This window comes from Candidatus Nitrososphaera sp. 86-2 (assembly GCF_056726185.1).
This window is the reverse complement of record NZ_JBWZON010000001.1, coordinates 1,709,950-1,726,687: the sequence shown is the minus strand read 5'-3', so window position 1 is coordinate 1,726,687 and position 16,738 is coordinate 1,709,950. Positions and strand designations below refer to the sequence as shown.

Below are 16,738 nucleotides of genomic sequence, written 5' to 3'. Positions count from 1 at the left end.
TGCTATTCTCTCTCCCCCCTTTCTCTCATTATCGAGTCGCAGACTCTAGAAAGGCCATAAACATTGGGCGTATGGCGAGCAAAATGAGCACGTACAAATCGCCATATACTGGCAATAATTAATCTGATTTGGGTTCCAAATGTCGACTCTTAACCTTAGATAAAAGAAAATGCACAAACAACCTGTAAACGTGTAAAAGCTATCTTAATTTAGCAGCCATTTAGCGTAATGTCGCTTCAAAGCTACAATATCTCTCATATCAGTCACTTACTTGCACTGACAACATAGGGATGCTGGCTGAGAATAGCCCCAAGCTTCCTAATCCCATAGCCACTCTTCGAGGATATAGCAACCGGATTCGACATTCCTAAATCCTCCGCAATCTGCTTCATCGTCTCTTCTGGATTTAGTAGCAGGTCATACTTTGTAAACACGACAAGCACCTTTGAACTATCCGCTTTTAGCTCTTCAAGTACGCTTTTGCAAGCAGCGTACTTTATTCTAATTTCCCGAATGCCTTCTGATGCATCTATGAGGAGCAGAATCAGATCAGCCGCCAGTGATTCTTCCAGCGTTGATTTGAATGCGTCTATCATGTAGGTCGGAAGCCTGCTGATAAAGCCGACAGTATCGGTGAGCAAGACTTGATGCTCATTGTGGATTCTTAATGATCTGGTTGTCGTTGAGAGGGTCGTAAACAAACTGCCAGAAGTTTGCCCGTGTTCGCCCGTCAGCAGATTGAATAATGTAGTCTTGCCTGAACTGGTATATCCCACTAGAGAAACAATCGGCATCCCCGTCCTCATTCTCTGTTGATGGTAGAGTTCGCGTTTTCGCTGAGCATTCTTCAATTTCTCTTTTACAAAAGTCATGCGTCTCTTCAAGTCGCGGAATCGTACATCTACTACATACTCTCCCATGCCACCCTTGCCGGCACGCTCTCCGCCAGAAGTCAGTTTGGCGTTTTCTCTGACCCGTGGCATTTCGTACTCTATTTCCGCAAGTTCAATCTGCAGCTTTGCCTCCGTCGAAGTGGCCCGAGAATAAAATATGTCAAGTATTAGGCGCTCCCTGTCAATCACCTGCACACCGGCAAGCTTTTCCAAATTGTATATCTGTCTCGATGTAAGATGTTCGTCAACTACTATCTGTTCTGCTTTGGATTCCTTTACAAATTCTTTTATCTCCTCCGCTTTACCCGATCCAATCCCATATCGCGAATGGTTCAGATATTTTTGAGTAAACGCCCTGGCGATAGCACGACCTGAGGAATCTACAAGGCTTTTTGCTTCTTCTACCGTAAAGACATCCGGATAGCTTACAAGAACTACAGGTTTCATGGGCTTGCTAGATGAGAAGGAAGGTTGATGTGACGAGGGAGAGGACGACAACTTTCTAGGACCAATCCATGTAATCTTCTGTAAGATACGCGTTCTCGTGTCCTCTGGAGCAAACATGTGAGGTATCCGAGCTTGTAGCAATTGACTTAAAATTCGCGGTGCTCCCTTCTGGCACGTAAATCCCTGGGAACACTTCTCCGCAACTCTTGCACTTTAACATCAGCATGGGCATTTGTCATCCACCTCATCTAATTCAAAATGGAGAGGTTGACCTTCAGATCCTTGAATCTGTTTCTGACAGTTATCTCTGTTATGCCCGCCGCATCCGCTATCTCTTTTTGGGTTATCTTCTCATTGTTGCTCAAACAAGAGCTATACAAAACCGCTGCTGCAAGTCCCACGGGGTTCTTTCCGGCCGATAATTCTCTTTTGATAATCTCTTTCATTGTATCAATTGCAATTCTCTGCGTCTTTTCGTTGATCCTTGTCTTACTCGCTATCTTTGCAATATATCTCGCCGGGTCTATCAATGGAACTTTGATGTCGAGCTCACGAGCTAGTAGCCTGTAGTGATGTGAAAGCGCTTTGGTCTTGACATTGGTGATCTCGGCAGTCTCGCGGAGTGACCTTGGAGCGCCCATCTCCCTGCATGCCATGTATAGGGCTGCGGCCAATATGGATGAGATGGTTCTTCCTTTTATCAGCTGCTTCTCTTGGGCCTTTCTGTAAATATAAGCCGTCTTTTCCACTATTGCAGCCGATAAGCCAAGCTTGTCCTTCAATCTGCCAAGTTCGCTAAAGGCCGTCATCCGATTTCTTTGGGCAGAGGAACGAGCCAGACTCCTGAAATCCCATGTCCGTAACCTTTGCATCGCAGAATTCATTGATGTGTCTAATTTGTGTCCAGTAGAGTCTCTGCGGTCCGTTCCGATGATTGTGGACAGCCCCATATCGTGGAATGCAAGGGAATTTGGCGCGCCGACCCTTTGCCGGTTGTTATTATTATCACCATCCGAGCCAAAGACTCTCCATTCTGCGCGGCCATCTGTCATCATATCCTGCGATACGAGGCCGCAACTGCTACATATGATCTCGCCACATTCTGTGTCTGTAATCATGCGTCCGCTGTTACACATACAACATAGGGTTGAAGTTTGCATTACAATGACGGGTGAGGAGAAGAATTAACTTCTCAGAACATGTTACGTATTAGTAGTTTTAAATACGTGATTCGAGTATATAAATAACCCTGCTAACAAGTGGCATACGAGTTTCTTATGTGCAAATAATGTAAAATAGGTTAGTGGTACTTAACTTTTATCCAGAACGTCGTATATGCCATGAGACCAGTGCTCTTTCGATGAACATCGGGGATTCTGAGGTAAACCATATTCTTATCGCAAAAACGTGCGGCTGCACGGCTTCTGGCAGGGTGGCATATTCCTTTGTAGATACATACCACGCACTCTGTCTTGACAGAAAGGAGATAATGATTGCAGAGCTTCAAGCATGCGAACGTCTCTTGAAATATGGTGACGAATCGGAAAGACAGATTATCCAGAAGGAAATTGACGACCTGAAATTTGCTCTGGATCTAGTAGAATAGTTGTTGTAATGTGACGTTTCTAGATTGTTAAAGGGTAGCCATTGAAAGCAAGATTTACAAAGTAGATTTTTTTGTGATATTTCATCTATTTTTCTCTGCGAACATCATGCTTGCAGGTATTATATGTACATCGCATGCGCGCCAATGTGTGGATCGAAATATAGGGCTGCAAAGCCTCAATGTGCTTTGAGGCAACTCCACAAGCCCGAGAACGTCGCATGTGCAGAGCCTGTACGACTAGGATCTTCTTCCGGAACAGATTAACAAATTACTCTGTACATGTGAGAGGCATCGCTCTAGCTGTTTCAATTCTCGTAAACTACCGGCTTTTCTCAAAGGAAGAAGCGTTTTCGGACAGGCCCTTTACGTACTTTACAACAGTCTTTTGCATGTGTTCCACATGCCGTTCTTTCATCGGAAAACTATTTTGCAAAGAAAATTTACTTACCGATGAAGGTGTAGCGTAGGCCCGCTTATAACCCCAGCTAATGAATACGAGGGGAGATCGTTATGTCAGGTCAAGCATACTGGGAGAGATAACAACAACAGTGTCGATGGAGTCGAGTTCTTTTGTGAATTCCCTAACCCTGTTTCTGATGCTGACCTCCGTCACACCTGCTGCTTCTGCAATGGTCCTCTGGGTTATGCCACTGCAGCTTTTTCTGCAGGCTATGTACAGGACTGTTGCGGCAAAGCACATTGGCGCCTTGCCAATCTGCACTTTGGTTCCGGCAATGTCGCGCATGAGAGATATCGCCTGCCTCCTTCTCTTCCACACATTTAACTTGGTTGAATATGGACGGAGGCGCAACTCTACTTCTCCTGCGCTCTCATGTATGTATAACCCAGTTAGTTGGTATGCAGGCTATTATTTGATAGAGGAAGTATTAAGTGCAATACAATGTTATCTAACAATGCATATGTCACAAACACAAACAGCAGCAACAAAATACAACGATGCAAACACAGACGTAAGAACAACTCTATTGCGCTCAGCCAAGATCGAAGAAAGTCAGATTGCAACACTAGCAAAATCACAGTTCGAGACTTTGCCAAAAGATGTGCAAAATAAACTGAGTGGTCCTGTTTCTTCCGCCTAACTACTTGAAAACCAGCAGCGATCAAGCTGTTGGTGCTTCTGCTTATAAGCGAGATTCGACGTACAAATGGTACAATGATAAATTTAAGACAGGATATCCTAATTCAAATTTCTGCCGCTAGGGAGGCATCGAACATTGATACACGTGTTGCTATGCTACAGACATTGAACAGTTCATTACCAAAGGGAATAAGATTGACCTTGCCCTCGATGTTTACAAATGCATATGTCCGAAGGGCCCTAGAAACCATCGAAGACAAAATCATCAATTCTATTTAGAGTATGGGGTACTACTTTTTAGTATAGCGACTAACATCATTATCCTGCAATGACAATGACAAAAGAATTCGAGAAAATCCTTGTGGCAGCCGATGGATCTTCTCAATCTCTAAGGGCTGTTGACGTAGCCATATCGTTGGCAAAAAAATACAACTCCACATTGACCGCTCTCTACGTTATTCACATACCTTTTGGCGAGAGCCTCTATCCGCGCTCTGTGTGGTACAAGGAGTTTATAGATGATATTCATAAGGATACTGGCGGATGGCTTGCAGAAATTCAGAGGCGAGGGAAGGAAAATGGAGTTGATATTGGTTCCAGAATGAAAGAGACCGCAGAATCAATTCCTGCAGAAATAACAAGATATGCCAAAGAGGATAAGATCGACCTTATTGTGGTTGGTTCAAGAGGCAAATCAGAGCTTGAAAAATTATTTCTAGGTAGCGTCGCAGCAGGTGTACTGGCATATTCGCCCTGTCCCGTACTGGTCGTAAGATGAATCGCGTTAACTAATTCGGAAACCTCTTGTTTATGATTTACATTCAATGGTCAGAAATAATTATTCTGAAAGATCATCCTGATGATCTTGGTGAACTACTTCGCAAGTGCAAAGTAGGGAGGAGATATGTCTTTTTATGATGTCAAGAGCAGGGGAAGGTCAAAACAAGCGTCAGGGAAATAGGAGAGAAAACCATGTAGAAGTAGAGCGCGGAGTTAGTCGGAATGAAGGGCCTCCTGCAGTATTTCTTCAAGCTCTGATCTGCCTCGGCCATGATATCGAGCAGCCTGACGTACAAGTTGCTCCCTAAAACTTGCAAAAAGTCTGGCTTGCATCCTGACCGTCTCTATTTCTATTTCTCCTACTGTTTCTCTCATATAGTAATTTATGCTTGCATCTATCCTTTAAACTAACAAGGCTTAACAAACCTGCTACGGGCTTCATAGCTGGTGAGAGATTGTTGGGGCCTTACTAATGAACAACCGTCACTGGGCAATGCGCTTTCTCAACCACGCCTCTTGCGATGCTGCCTAGAGTCTTTGATTTTGAGATTTCTCCCCAGCCTTCACTCCCCAAGACTATCAGATCGACTTTTTCTTTTTCTGCATATTCTAATATTTTCTCGACAGGAATGCCTTTCAGCACGTCTACCCTAAAGGCAATTCCTGACAATACGTCCTTTTCCTTTCCCTTTTTCTCGATCATCTGAACAATGTATTTGATGGCCTCGTCATGAACCTTCTCGATATGCTTTACCAACTGTGCAACTCTGGGAGCCTGAGATGAAGATTCTTTTATGCCTATTAGAGGATACATGGGTATTTCGGCAACTACATGCAATAGTATTACTTCGGCCATGTCGTTATTGATTACCATTGATAGTCTTACAGCGTGCTCAAGAGCCTTGTCAGAGAGCATTGACATGTCATATGGCACCAGAATCTTCTTGTACATCTTGCCTCGTCTCTAGAAGGATCAGATCGGAATAAAAGGCAAAGGTTCGTGACGAGGACAGAAATGCCACTTTGGATAAGGTCTGCCGACTCTTCTTTAGAGAACTAGGGAAGAATGTCAATGCAGAATTAGAACATATGCAGATTGCAAAACTTTAATCCTTTAGTCGCATCTTACGGATTTCGCACCAACATTCCCATTTATTACCACAAATTGCGCAGCTACCTGTAATTTGCTTGCATTTTACACATCTTAATGCACTTTCTGGTGGATTACCACATTTCATGCAGATGAGTGGCATCTTGTGTTATCAGCTGTGTTTATTGACAGTCGTCCAAGCAGCGATTGCATTTTAACTTGAAGTCCTCATGGTGTAAGTGGCCTTTCGACATCATATGAACAGGCAAGAAACCATCCCGTATTCGCTTACCTTTTCTGCAATTTGGATTGCTGATGTCGGTTTTAGCTTTCGTTGGTATGGGCATATGTGGATATTGCATTATGTAAGGATAAATGTCATCGGCGCAAAATGCGTACAATACCAAACAACGAATAGCTCCCACATCTGTCACTGACTTGGGACATTGTGTAACGAATAAGAGGAAGTTGCAAGTCTTTGGTGTTTTGATAATTTGCGCATGATGGATAGCATAAAGGCTATAGACGCAACCACTCACCAACTTCTCTTGACTCATTAGAGCACTTCGGGCAAGGGAAATTTGGTTATTCTTCCTCTTCTTCTACCCTTTCCTCTTCTTCCTCTTCTTGTTCCTTATCTTCCACGTCATGAACTTCGTCTTTCATTTCCTCTTGTTCAGCTTCTTTGTCGCTCATAATGGTTCAATGCGTGTATCTGGTACTTAACTGGTAAAACAAGAGGTCTGACTGATGGGTGTATCGACGAGTAAATCTGGATCCATCTTATTTCTCATTAAATGCTTCGGAAAAGGGTAGATATGCGCGTGCTTATTTTGCTCTAAAGTAAATTTCGACGCCGGCACGAGTAGTGACTAATCTTGTCTCAATCTTCCCTGCGTAGGCCAAGATGAGTATCGCGCTATTGAAACCAATACGATCACCTGGCCATGCCGTGTGGTCTGGATAAAGACGTCTGAGGATCTCATCCTCTGTAAATGCCTCTTCTCCATTTGACCCCAGGAAGTCCTGGATTTTGTCAATTATTGGATCTTCCCTTCGACCTTTGTCAAATTCGTCTTTGGAAATAGGCATTTGGATGTAACTATGTAACTGTAGCCATCTCGCCCTTATTAATCAGCTGGATTTGACTTTAGGGTTGCATCATCAAGTACAACCCTGCTATCGGAAGAGATTAGAGCCTTGCAATAATTTTCACATTTTTACTGTAGCTTGATTATCTCATCCCATGTTCCCGTTAGCGAGAACATAAAGTACTTGCCGTGATCGCCTGATTCAAACTGTAGTACATCTCCAGCCGCGATCTGGGTCTTGAACAATCGGTTCAGGTATTGCATAAAGCTTGGCCCTGCAACGATGCTCTTGGCATCATGCTCAAATGGTTGGTTGTAATACTTTTTCAAAGTCTCTGTCAATCCCATCTCGCCAATACCCTCCACAAGGTCGGCCAGATCGACGAAGGTTGAATTTCTCTTGTATATTCTAATTTTTGCCATTGTAGAACATTCTCTGTTATTTAATATGCTAACATCGATATATGCATATGTCCATCGTCGCTCTTTGCTGCGCGAAATAAAACAGATCCCTTTTATGACAGAAGACACTACACAATAATGAAAAATGATTAGAAATTGCAAATCATGCGGTAAGGAGTTCCAAGACTTTGTTAATGGAGTGGCATATACAACGGCAACACAAGGCTCACTATATTTCTGTACCGACGTTTGTTGCAGGAATTACTTGGATAAAACTGTGCAAGGGTAAAGGCGTCTTCTAATATTTTCTCAATATGTGTGGAAAAATAAGGTCAATTGACCGTCTTGCCCGATCTGACTGTCTTCGCTAAAGTTGGATTTTCTCCTGCGTCGACAGCATCAATTTTCTGAATGTATCCGAGTCTGCCTTATTCTGCTGCACCAGCTCTGTAAACTGATCGGACGTAAAGTCCCTAACTTCTATCAATTTTGCCCAAATGCACCAGTTTACATATCTTTCAAGATGAGACAGGACATCTGCAGGGATTTGCCAACCAAGTTTAGTGGAGATGCTATCGCGCAACTGCTCAAATGTAATGCCCGTACATAGATTCCATAGTGCAGCATCATCTTTATCCACTTGGTATGAAACATTATCCTCATTTACAAGGATAAGGGGACCGTTTGCGGTCGTATGCAATGCTCCTTTCTTGAACAGGCGGCCGAATATCATGTGTATGCTATACTTGTGTTATTCAGCGCCTTAACCTTATCTAGTGCCCTTCTTGTCAATAGTCCATTTTACTTACCTGACACAATATAAGAGCAAGCCGTCCTTACTGATATGTACCGGTAGTAAATGAAGCAACTGTTTACACCAGATGAGCAGCTAGTCATAGATTTCCTGAAGATTCGTTCCCGTTCAACTCCTCATGAAATTGCCCTGCATACTGGATTGAAGAAGAGGGGGTTAGTGGAGCGGGTTCTGGACAGTCTTGATGCGAAGGGCGTTCTCCGGCATACCGACGACAGGATAACGAGATACTATCTGATTCACACAAGATAGAAAAAACAGCTCTGCAATGGCTACAAAATTCTTCCGAGCTGTTAGGACCGCATCAAGGGATTTTCCATAGCCGTGTCGTTGCATGCCAAATCTTGAAAGCGCCCTATCATAATACTTTGATTCTCTACCTCTCTTTCTTCGGCATTATCCCTTGATATCGTGAGCCCTAGTGTTTTGTCAGAGTTATTTCTTTACGTTCATGCGATCATCTTAATAGCCACATACATGTGATATCGTACAAGTGTCAAGCACTAGTGCGAATGATGAGGAAAAGATTCCTCCGTACGTTCTCTCGCGGGCGGATAAGATGATACTCAATGTCCTGCTTGATCCAGACGGCAGAATGTCGTCCCACAAATTGGCCAAGTTGACTGGGCTTCCTCGCACTACAGTGCAACGAAGGCGGAAGTTTCTGGAAAAGGAGTTGCTTTCCATAGCATACACGTTAAATCTGAAATCGCTGGGGTTCAGGCGCGTGGAACTGCTGATATTTGCCCAGGGTGGTAATACGGTCTCGATTGGAAAAGAACTACTCAAGCGGGTCCCGGTGGTTTACGTTGCCCGGGCCATCGGAGAGCATACCATCGACTTGAAGGTGGAGGTGATAGTCAAGGACAACGCAGAGCTGCTCAACCTGACCGAAGAGATAAAGGCCATGAACGGGGTGAGGGACGTGGTGTGGAGCGAGACTGTCGAGGTTATCGGGGTAAAGAGGTCAATCCCAAGCGAGATAATAGACAATCTCTAGAAAAGGGGAGATGATGCGTGTGCGCAAATACGCATCTATGTATAAGGCGAGCGTGCATATGTTATTAGGATATATAATATATGATGCAATTATGCGATCTAGATAGAAAGATTCTAAAACGCGTACTTGGTGATTGCAAGGTTTCACCGGAAGCACTTGCGACAGAACTTGGAATTTCTACCAAAGAAATCCACGAAAGACTCCATTTATTGAATGCGAGTTATCTGACTCATTCATGCGGGCTGAAGCTTGATGGCTTGGGGTACAGAAGAATAGACCTGTTTATCTATACAACGTGCGGGACCACCGTCTCGCTGGCAAAGAAACTGCTCTCAAGGGATAACGTAGTTTACGCTGCAAGAAGCGTGGGGGAACACACCATCGACTTGCGGGTAGAGGTAATAGTCAGGGACAATAAAGAACTGCTTGATTTGCTCGAGGAGGTGAAGGCGATGGAGGGAGTACGGGACGTAATATGGAGTGAGATTGTGGACTGGATCGGGAAGAAAATGTCGGTGTCGCCGGACATCATTGACAAACTTGTTCAATATGGAAATTAGTGAATTTTCACCGCGAGATTCTCTTTCCTAAAGGCATGGCCCCTACACTCTGACAATAGTTATTGCATGCTTACTTGAAAAGCATTATTTAGAGTCGAAGCAAATAGGAAATAGGAATGGATGGTAAAAGACAAGGGAGATCCATGGCAGCGTTTCATCGCCAGTAGGTCTTATTCTCGTGAGTCCATCGAAGTGAAGGAAAGAGCAATTTGGAATTCTTTGTAGCCAATCATACCCCAAAGAATGGCCGGTCCCGTCGGAATGCGTACCAGGCGGGAGAGGCCAATCCCGGGGATTGATTTAGGGTAGAAAGGCAGTGCTGAATCTGCCTTCGCTTTAATTGCGCTATAGGAGGATAAATGTTTGCGGCATGATATCTATCTCCTCTCTGGTCCTTTGACCCAATTTTCTTCTCCAAACGGTCATATTAGCGGCCAATTTGACACCGTGTGTAGTTTCCATTATTGTGACTTCTGTCTGTGGAATTTTATGAGAATGGCTCTCTGGCCATTACAGGCTGAAGAGGTAAATCTAGCGAGTCCCATTTGGGGTTTCTTCGAAATACTCCGGCTGGCGCCGAAGGGTCGACTGATGGACGTGCTTGTCGACTACACCATCGATACGAAAATTATGACGAGATAATCATTAATGGGTTCAAAGACACGCCGAAGGATGAACCTCACTATCAGAAGATGACTGGCCCGGACAAGAAAGGACTAGTATACTACTGGCAGCTGCAAGCGAGAAAAGCCTTTAGCAGAGTCTCCCTACTGGGGACCCCCCAAATAATCGGCTCCTACGACTTTACGGTGGCTTCCATCTTCATGCCGTCTCTTATTTTCAATTCTCTATCATAGTTAACTCTCTTTCCGGTATCCGAGAAAGAAAGCTCGTATGCTGCAGGGTGAAAGCCCGTTCTTATCAATATCTCGGCAGCCGTAAGCGAGTCTTCAGAAACTGAAATCTCTTTATAGCTTACAAAAATCCGCTTCGAGTTAGAATGGCTTGCTTTATCAGCCAACTCAATATCTGAACCTCCTGTATGTTTGCGAATCAGAATTCAAATGGTTTTTCTTTCCATCTCTCCGCATCCCTGTTAAAATCAGGCCTGAAATGGTGTCTTGCTTTAACCGGCCGTGGTACATTCTAATCAACAAAAACCTACATAGTTGTTACCGCGGCGCGTTTCCTAGACATCGCCAAAGATACGATCCCGCCGGCAAGGATTACCAAACCTACTACAAATACCACTCCATAACCCGTAGCATCTTCGCACATTGGAAGATTCGACACTGGGTTGAGAGAGCAATAGCCCGCATTTACTTGGTTTACGATGTTCGAATAAGTTATGACTCCGTAAATTGTCAACGGTATGCCTATGGCTAGTAATGCTATCCCTGTCGGCCTTAATTTCATTCTCTTTTCTCTCCAAGTTCTCTTATCTCATTATCTGCTAAATGACTATGGCTTGAAATCCACGTCCTGGTGGTCTTTTGAACCCTATTGCTGCTTTTTGTAGTCTTTTTGCCATCTTCTCCTAACGATATTTTCTCAACCAATCCTGTGCATCAAGCTCGGCCCGAAGGATATCACGCTCGGACTAGCTTTTCCAAGTCTTGGCCTCTAATTGCTGTTCTCCCCCATTCCCTGCCTTTCATAGATTGTACTCCCCGCTCTTGTATTTCCTTCTCTAACTTTGCATTTACCCTAGCGATTGCTTCAAGCAGTTTGTTTTTCGAAACAAAAGACTAGATAATGAAGGAAAGTTGCCTCTGTCTGGTTCTGCCGGTCTAGTCTTGAATTGTCTTGCAAGTTCAATGGTCGAGGCCTGCGTGTTCCCTCTGCCATTGTCAGTAATGAGCGCGGCTTTGTTTTACAGCCAAGTCCAGATTTCTTTTCAATGTGAAATTGTTTGAATGTTTTGATAGCAGACAATAAAATATCAAGCAACTGAATCCATACCAGTAGTAATCTACCATATGCTCATATTTCTCTCAATTATGGTCTCGTTATCTTTTTCCCTTCTCGCAACTCAGGTCGCCAAAACGCGTGGTGCAAAAAACCAACTCATAGCACATAGTGTGAGCCAAAAGACCTGTCCGCCCCATGATTCGGTCCCAAATCATTTACCGAAGATAACCCACTAATAGTCGTGCTAAAACCCTATCAGGTCATACCTGCAAAGCTTAAGAAAAATAAGATGTCTTACTCTTGCTCAACATGTTCAAACGCAGCTACTGCAGATGTCTTATTCCAACTGACAAATTGCATAGTGGTTCAGCGATATTGTGATGACTGTTTGCTTGGTGCAGAGCATGATGATATTTAACGAGATCTTCCCTTCGTATTCATGTCTGATAAACGGCGTCCGTGGAAGTATGGTTGAGTAATAATGACACTATCGATCCAGGAGAAACAAAGAGTTGAGGAGCTTTACGACAAGCTCGCGGCGTGGGGGATAAATGTCGACGCCGTACAGAAAATGAACCTTGCGTTACACGATCTTGAGGATTTTCATCGCCGGATTGCATCACTTATGGAAAGACACGATTCCCGCCTTGACAAGAATTGGTAACTCTAGAAAAGACACAAACCAGAATTGAAGCAAATCAGGATGTATTTAGGGTGTGGCAAGAAGCAACTTCTGCAAGAAGAGCTTGACATTTCGAATTCTTGAGGCATAGCAAGATTTCTGCCCGTAGGTTCTGACCTGATGAATGTTCGAAGCGCAGTGGATGGCACATTTGCTGCTGTGATTGCATAACTGCTCATACACACCGAGGGATGACCGGACCCGTTGAGATGAGTAACAGGCTGGTGAGGCCTGTCTCAGGAATTGATAATTTAGGGTAGGAAGGCAATATTCAGTCTGCCTCCGCATCTTGGGCCTCTATGGATGATATGTGTTTGCGGCACTATATCTGCGTCCTTTTTGGTCCTTTGGATCGATTTTGCCGTCTGGTGGTCTTTTCGCCGGCCACCACACTGGCTGTCAATGGAAAAATATGGCATAGTAGGACGACAGGATGCAGGGATTTTACCTGACAGCCTTGACGTTCTTTTTGGTTTCACTTAGCTCAAGGCGGGTGACGTTGTTTATGGCCTCTTGGCAATAGTCCCTTGTGTCGCCCTGAGTAAGAACTGACAAGACTTCCTCCAAGTAACTCCTAGCAGGAGTACCAATTCTTGCTAAATCCCGAATGGCTTTCTTCTGCGTGTCAACATCTTTGCCCCATTTCGCGTCCTCTTTAAGATTCCACAAACTGTATAGTGCTCTTTCTTCTTCCCTATCTTCCGCAGGTGTTCCAGTCCCCGTAACTTGCCCTACGCTACTGCTGCGGGACTGTTCAGGAACGACTGAAGCGACATTCTCAGTGGCCATATTCACAATACAACCACCGACTATATACATTGAACTTAACTTAATTAATCGTGCCCATACACATGACTGGTCATTCATGTTCGATAAACCGAACGGCTTTAGAAACGGGTAAATAACTATCTCCTTGAAATTCTGGTCAAAATGCAGCCAAAATGATTTTCTAGCTAAGCTGTAAAAACACTTGCGACATTTTCCGCTAAACTTTCTATACATTACGCAAGTACTGACGGTATAGACAGCATGCTCATATCCTACCTTACTAACTTATACATCCCGATTCTCGTATCATATCTTGAATAGACTTGCCGCGTTCTTGTACATCAGAAGCTCACGTGTGTGCTCCGACAGATTTAGGCCGGCAACGAACTTTAGGTACGATTCCATGTTGGATATGGGCCAGTCCGTGCCGTAAAGTAAGTACCGCGGTTCGCCGGCATAGTTCAAGAGCTCGATTATCTTGTCCGCCATGAATTCCTCATAAAATTGTGTAAAATCTCCCAACACGAACCCGGATATATCAGCGTAAACATTCTTGTTCTTGTATATCACTTCCTGGCAGTCAAGAATCCAGGGATTGCCCAAATGGCACATCACTATCTTGAGGGCAGGGTTGTCTACTGCTACCTCATCGATATTGAGCGGATGAGAATATCGCACTTTTCCCCTGGCGCTGAACGTGTCGCCAGTATGGAACATCGCAGGCACGTCGTACTCCACACACATGTCATAAATTCTCTGATAACGTTTGTCGTAAGGGTAGTAGTGCTCATAGCCGCAGTACAGTTTCATTCCCTTTATTCGGCCATCCTTCAGACAATCTTTGCACAACCGGATGTCCTCGTCGGTATGGTTGTCTATAGAGTATCCTGCGACTACTCCGATGTTGTCGTGTTTTTTTGTTGCCTCGAGTACCTTTGTAAGTGAAGGTCTGTCTTCGTTCACGACATATGACGTCAAGACTATTGCAGAATCTACTGCGCTTGCATGCATCGTGTTGACAAGGTCCTGCACACGCTCTTCAAGGGGCTTGAACGGCGTGCCGTCGTAGTGGTTGAGGTGGACGTGACAGTCGATTATCCTCATCTAGCGTTGTACTCCGGATTTTTCCACTCAATGAAGGCCGCATAGTTGAGCGAGCGCCTGTCCTTTAGGTAGTTCGGGAGTATTTTAATGAACCGAAAGCCGTTTTTGAGTTGAAATGAAAGCGCGGGATCCGACAATTCCTCGGCGACCACCTTTCTCGCGTACTCTTCGGCAGACATCTCTTTCACATGCTCGCAGTAGTTGAAAAGCCTGCCGCCGGCGATTATGCGGCGCAGGTTTAGCCTTATTGCAAGCTTCCTTCTTGCATCATATAGTGCGGTCGCAATTCCCAACCTTCTCATCTCAGGGTGAGTCGACACGTCGGCCCCGTATAGGCTGTCGCCTTTCGGGTCATGAGTTGTGAACATGCCTGCGCCAGTTATCTGTGTGTAGGTGTGCTGGGCATAGTCAGGGCTTAGGGTGACTATAAAGCTGCTCGATGAGCCAACTAAGACTCCTTCAAATTCTGCCACGAACTGTCCCTCTGGAAAAATCTGGATATGGCTTTTCAGGTGGCGCGCGTTCCATATAGTCCCATCCTTTGCCATGTGTGGGAATGATTCTTGTTGGAGTTTAATGATGCCGGGAATGTCCTTCTCGCTTATAATGCGTATCTCCACCTCGCCGGCAGGTCCGCTCATGGCCACGATTGTGGTTGGCACATTCAATTATTTTTGGGTTTTGCGGCATTGCAAACTGCAGGACGAGGCGTATATTCATGGGCCCGACTGTCAAAGGCCAGAAAAACCCATACAATGTGAATTTGCATAGAGAGTGTGCAGATGCTCTATCGAGTTGAAGGATAGAATTAGAGGATTACAGTCATCCAAAAAACTGGCCTGCCGGCCGAGGCTAGAATTCTATAGTGTTAGTGAGTGGTTCCTAATTTTCAGTTGAACGCACAAAGTACCCCAAGTACCAAGAAGGAATCTGACTAACTTGCCGCTGCCTTTGCATGTTTTACATCCGTACGAAGCTTGATTGTTCTCTTCATTTCGGAAGGCAATAACATGTATTCTGGCACCATTACAAAAAGGACAGCAGACGCCATCGTCGTATCTCGTATACCCGGTGCAATTTAAGCAGCATTCGCAACCGGGGCATATGGTGACGGTCTATGGAATTGTGTATGGTGTGTCCATACTCTCACATAGGTTATTGTGTTTCATTAGTTTGGCGGTCCCATCAGTCCATTTTCTCTGTTAACCAGATGCATGACCTGGAGGTACAAATACCCCAGTTCGTTGAACGATAAATGCAAGTTTTTCAATGCGACAACATTTACTCCAAAGACTTTGAGAGAGTCGTAAATCTCTTTTGTTATTCTTTCTACGTTGGCCTGCTGCACAAAATCGTCAGTTTGAGTCAATTGCTCATGCGTCTTCCTGTTAGGTTCATTTGTTCGACTTGACATTACCCCGATCTTCGCTAAATCCCTATGGCATTATGTCTGCGTCTTAATTGATCTTTTGAACCGAATTGCTTCTTGTTATGGTCTTTTCACCATCCGGGACCTAATAGTATCTCTAATCAGTTCCAGAATGTCAATCGGCCCTACTATTCTGCAGATGTTATTTGTTTTGCCATCATCTTTTGCCGATCTAGATTTAGCGACATAAGAATGGCGTCGGTAGTGTCTTTTCCAGGGTCCCTCAAAAGCCTTGGGCACGTTTTTGCTTCTGACATCATCCTGTTGAAGAGATTTCTTCCTACCTAACGGGTACCTGTAGATACGGATGATAGCTGCGTATATATGCACAGGCCTTCTGAGCACCATCTCTGTGAATCTTGCCTTTGCGATTTCATCCTGATCCTACACAGGGCTGGAGAGCGCCTCGCATAAAAGAAGGCTAGAAGTAGAGGCCGGTCTTACCGACGTTGTGAGACAAGTTCGATTAACACATCGCCATGGCAAGACAATGGAGCACAAAAGCATCCAAGGCGCTTACCTTCTAGCTCATGCAGGCTGTCAAGCAGATCCTTGCGGGTCAGGATATACTCGCGATACTTGGCCATGACCTCCTCCCGGGAGCCGTCCTTGCCGATGACAAAGGGATTGCCCCATTTTGACGGGCGGCCGATATAGACTTCGTAGCCATCCTCCCTCATGTTGACGACGATAGGAGCTTTCATTTCCAATCTATCCTAAGAAGCGTCAAGGAAAGTCTTGAATGTTCTGCAATCACATACTTGTAGAACCTTAAAGGTCAGGTTCGCTGTTGCTTTCTTATCCAGATGCCGACTTCGCTCGGTTTCAAAACAAGATTCAAACTGCTCAAAAACTTCTGCTGTCACCCTGATACTTACCGTAGGTACACACAGTCAAGACCTGCATGTTTCCAAAGTCATTGTCAATGACCATGATCGCGGCTTTGTTTTTGCAGGAGGAAGTTACAACTACTTTTCAACATGAACCGGGCTCGATATTTTTTCTCATAGTCAAGAATTGGTTGAGTAAAACTGCTACTATCACCAGCTCTATTTCACGCAT

The 16,738-nt window shown here is 44.6% G+C and carries 16 protein-coding genes; 4 read left to right on the top strand and 12 right to left on the bottom strand.

Annotated elements, in window-relative coordinates; genetic code table 11:
- Nucleotides 1-263: 263 nt before the first annotated feature.
- Both hflX and ACYOR7_RS10305 read right to left on the bottom strand, forming a co-directional pair.
- Complete coding sequence (gene hflX / locus ACYOR7_RS10310; protein ID WP_479913861.1) at nucleotides 264-1,340, bottom strand: GTPase HflX; 1,077 nt, start codon at nucleotides 1,338-1,340, stop codon at nucleotides 264-266.
- Between the two features lie 248 nt (nucleotides 1,341-1,588).
- Nucleotides 1,589-2,395: a transcription initiation factor IIB gene (locus ACYOR7_RS10305; protein WP_479913860.1), complete on the bottom strand. Its 807-nt coding sequence runs from the start codon at nucleotides 2,393-2,395 to the stop codon at nucleotides 1,589-1,591.
- Nucleotides 2,396-2,700: 305 nt separating this feature from the next.
- Here ACYOR7_RS10305 and ACYOR7_RS10300 point away from each other — a divergent pair, with 305 nt between their 5' ends.
- A complete protein-coding gene (locus ACYOR7_RS10300) occupies nucleotides 2,701-2,946 on the top strand; it encodes a hypothetical protein (protein ID WP_479913859.1) in 246 nt (81 codons plus the stop codon).
- Nucleotides 2,947-3,454: 508 nt separating this feature from the next.
- Here the strand turns inward: ACYOR7_RS10300 and ACYOR7_RS10295 are convergent.
- Entirely contained in the window at nucleotides 3,455-3,757 is a 303-nt protein-coding gene (locus ACYOR7_RS10295) for a hypothetical protein (RefSeq protein ID WP_479913858.1), read from the bottom strand.
- A gap of 622 nt (nucleotides 3,758-4,379) precedes the next feature.
- Here ACYOR7_RS10295 and ACYOR7_RS10290 point away from each other — a divergent pair.
- Nucleotides 4,380-4,823 carry a universal stress protein gene (locus ACYOR7_RS10290; protein WP_479913857.1) on the top strand — a complete coding sequence of 148 codons (444 nt, stop codon included), beginning with the start codon at nucleotides 4,380-4,382 and terminating at the stop codon, nucleotides 4,821-4,823.
- 142 nt (nucleotides 4,824-4,965) lie between these two features.
- Here ACYOR7_RS10290 and ACYOR7_RS10285 read toward each other — a convergent pair whose 3' ends face one another.
- The 3 genes from ACYOR7_RS10285 to ACYOR7_RS10275 form a co-directional block, all read right to left on the bottom strand.
- Complete coding sequence (locus ACYOR7_RS10285) at nucleotides 4,966-5,121, bottom strand: hypothetical protein (protein WP_479913856.1); 156 nt, start codon at nucleotides 5,119-5,121, stop codon at nucleotides 4,966-4,968.
- 173 nt (nucleotides 5,122-5,294) lie between these two features.
- Nucleotides 5,295-5,777 (bottom strand): universal stress protein, encoded by a 483-nt coding sequence (locus ACYOR7_RS10280; RefSeq protein WP_479913855.1) that lies wholly within the window; start codon nucleotides 5,775-5,777, stop codon nucleotides 5,295-5,297.
- A gap of 1,358 nt (nucleotides 5,778-7,135) precedes the next feature.
- The gene (locus tag ACYOR7_RS10275) at nucleotides 7,136-7,429 is read right to left on the bottom strand and encodes a hypothetical protein (protein WP_479913854.1); all 294 of its coding nucleotides are present in this window, start codon (nucleotides 7,427-7,429) and stop codon (nucleotides 7,136-7,138) included.
- A gap of 1,286 nt (nucleotides 7,430-8,715) precedes the next feature.
- On the opposite strand from ACYOR7_RS10275, the gene ACYOR7_RS10270 reads away from it, so the two are divergent.
- Complete coding sequence (locus ACYOR7_RS10270) at nucleotides 8,716-9,222, top strand: Lrp/AsnC family transcriptional regulator (protein WP_479913853.1); 507 nt, start codon at nucleotides 8,716-8,718, stop codon at nucleotides 9,220-9,222.
- A gap of 257 nt (nucleotides 9,223-9,479) precedes the next feature.
- Nucleotides 9,480-9,782: a hypothetical protein gene (locus ACYOR7_RS10265; RefSeq protein ID WP_479913852.1), complete on the top strand. Its 303-nt coding sequence runs from the start codon at nucleotides 9,480-9,482 to the stop codon at nucleotides 9,780-9,782.
- A gap of 796 nt (nucleotides 9,783-10,578) precedes the next feature.
- On the opposite strand, the gene ACYOR7_RS10260 is transcribed toward ACYOR7_RS10265, so the two are convergent.
- From ACYOR7_RS10260 to ACYOR7_RS10235, 6 genes are all read right to left on the bottom strand, one after another.
- Nucleotides 10,579-10,803, bottom strand: a complete 225-nt coding sequence (locus tag ACYOR7_RS10260; protein WP_479913851.1) for a hypothetical protein — start codon at nucleotides 10,801-10,803, stop codon at nucleotides 10,579-10,581.
- Nucleotides 10,804-11,194: 391 nt separating this feature from the next.
- Nucleotides 11,195-11,341: a hypothetical protein gene (locus ACYOR7_RS10255; RefSeq protein WP_479913850.1), complete on the bottom strand. Its 147-nt coding sequence runs from the start codon at nucleotides 11,339-11,341 to the stop codon at nucleotides 11,195-11,197.
- A gap of 1,478 nt (nucleotides 11,342-12,819) precedes the next feature.
- Nucleotides 12,820-13,164, bottom strand: a complete 345-nt coding sequence (locus ACYOR7_RS10250; protein ID WP_479913849.1) for a hypothetical protein — start codon at nucleotides 13,162-13,164, stop codon at nucleotides 12,820-12,822.
- Nucleotides 13,165-13,449: 285 nt separating this feature from the next.
- Nucleotides 13,450-14,247 (bottom strand): amidohydrolase family protein, encoded by a 798-nt coding sequence (locus ACYOR7_RS10245; RefSeq protein WP_479913848.1) that lies wholly within the window; start codon nucleotides 14,245-14,247, stop codon nucleotides 13,450-13,452.
- Nucleotides 14,244-14,909 (bottom strand): GNAT family N-acetyltransferase, encoded by a 666-nt coding sequence (locus tag ACYOR7_RS10240; protein ID WP_479913847.1) that lies wholly within the window; start codon nucleotides 14,907-14,909, stop codon nucleotides 14,244-14,246. Before ACYOR7_RS10240 ends, ACYOR7_RS10245 begins: the two co-directional genes overlap by 4 nt.
- A 1,207-nt stretch (nucleotides 14,910-16,116) precedes the next feature.
- Nucleotides 16,117-16,380, bottom strand: a complete 264-nt coding sequence (locus ACYOR7_RS10235; protein WP_479913846.1) for a DUF4326 domain-containing protein — start codon at nucleotides 16,378-16,380, stop codon at nucleotides 16,117-16,119.
- Between the last annotated feature and the right edge of the window lie 358 nt (nucleotides 16,381-16,738).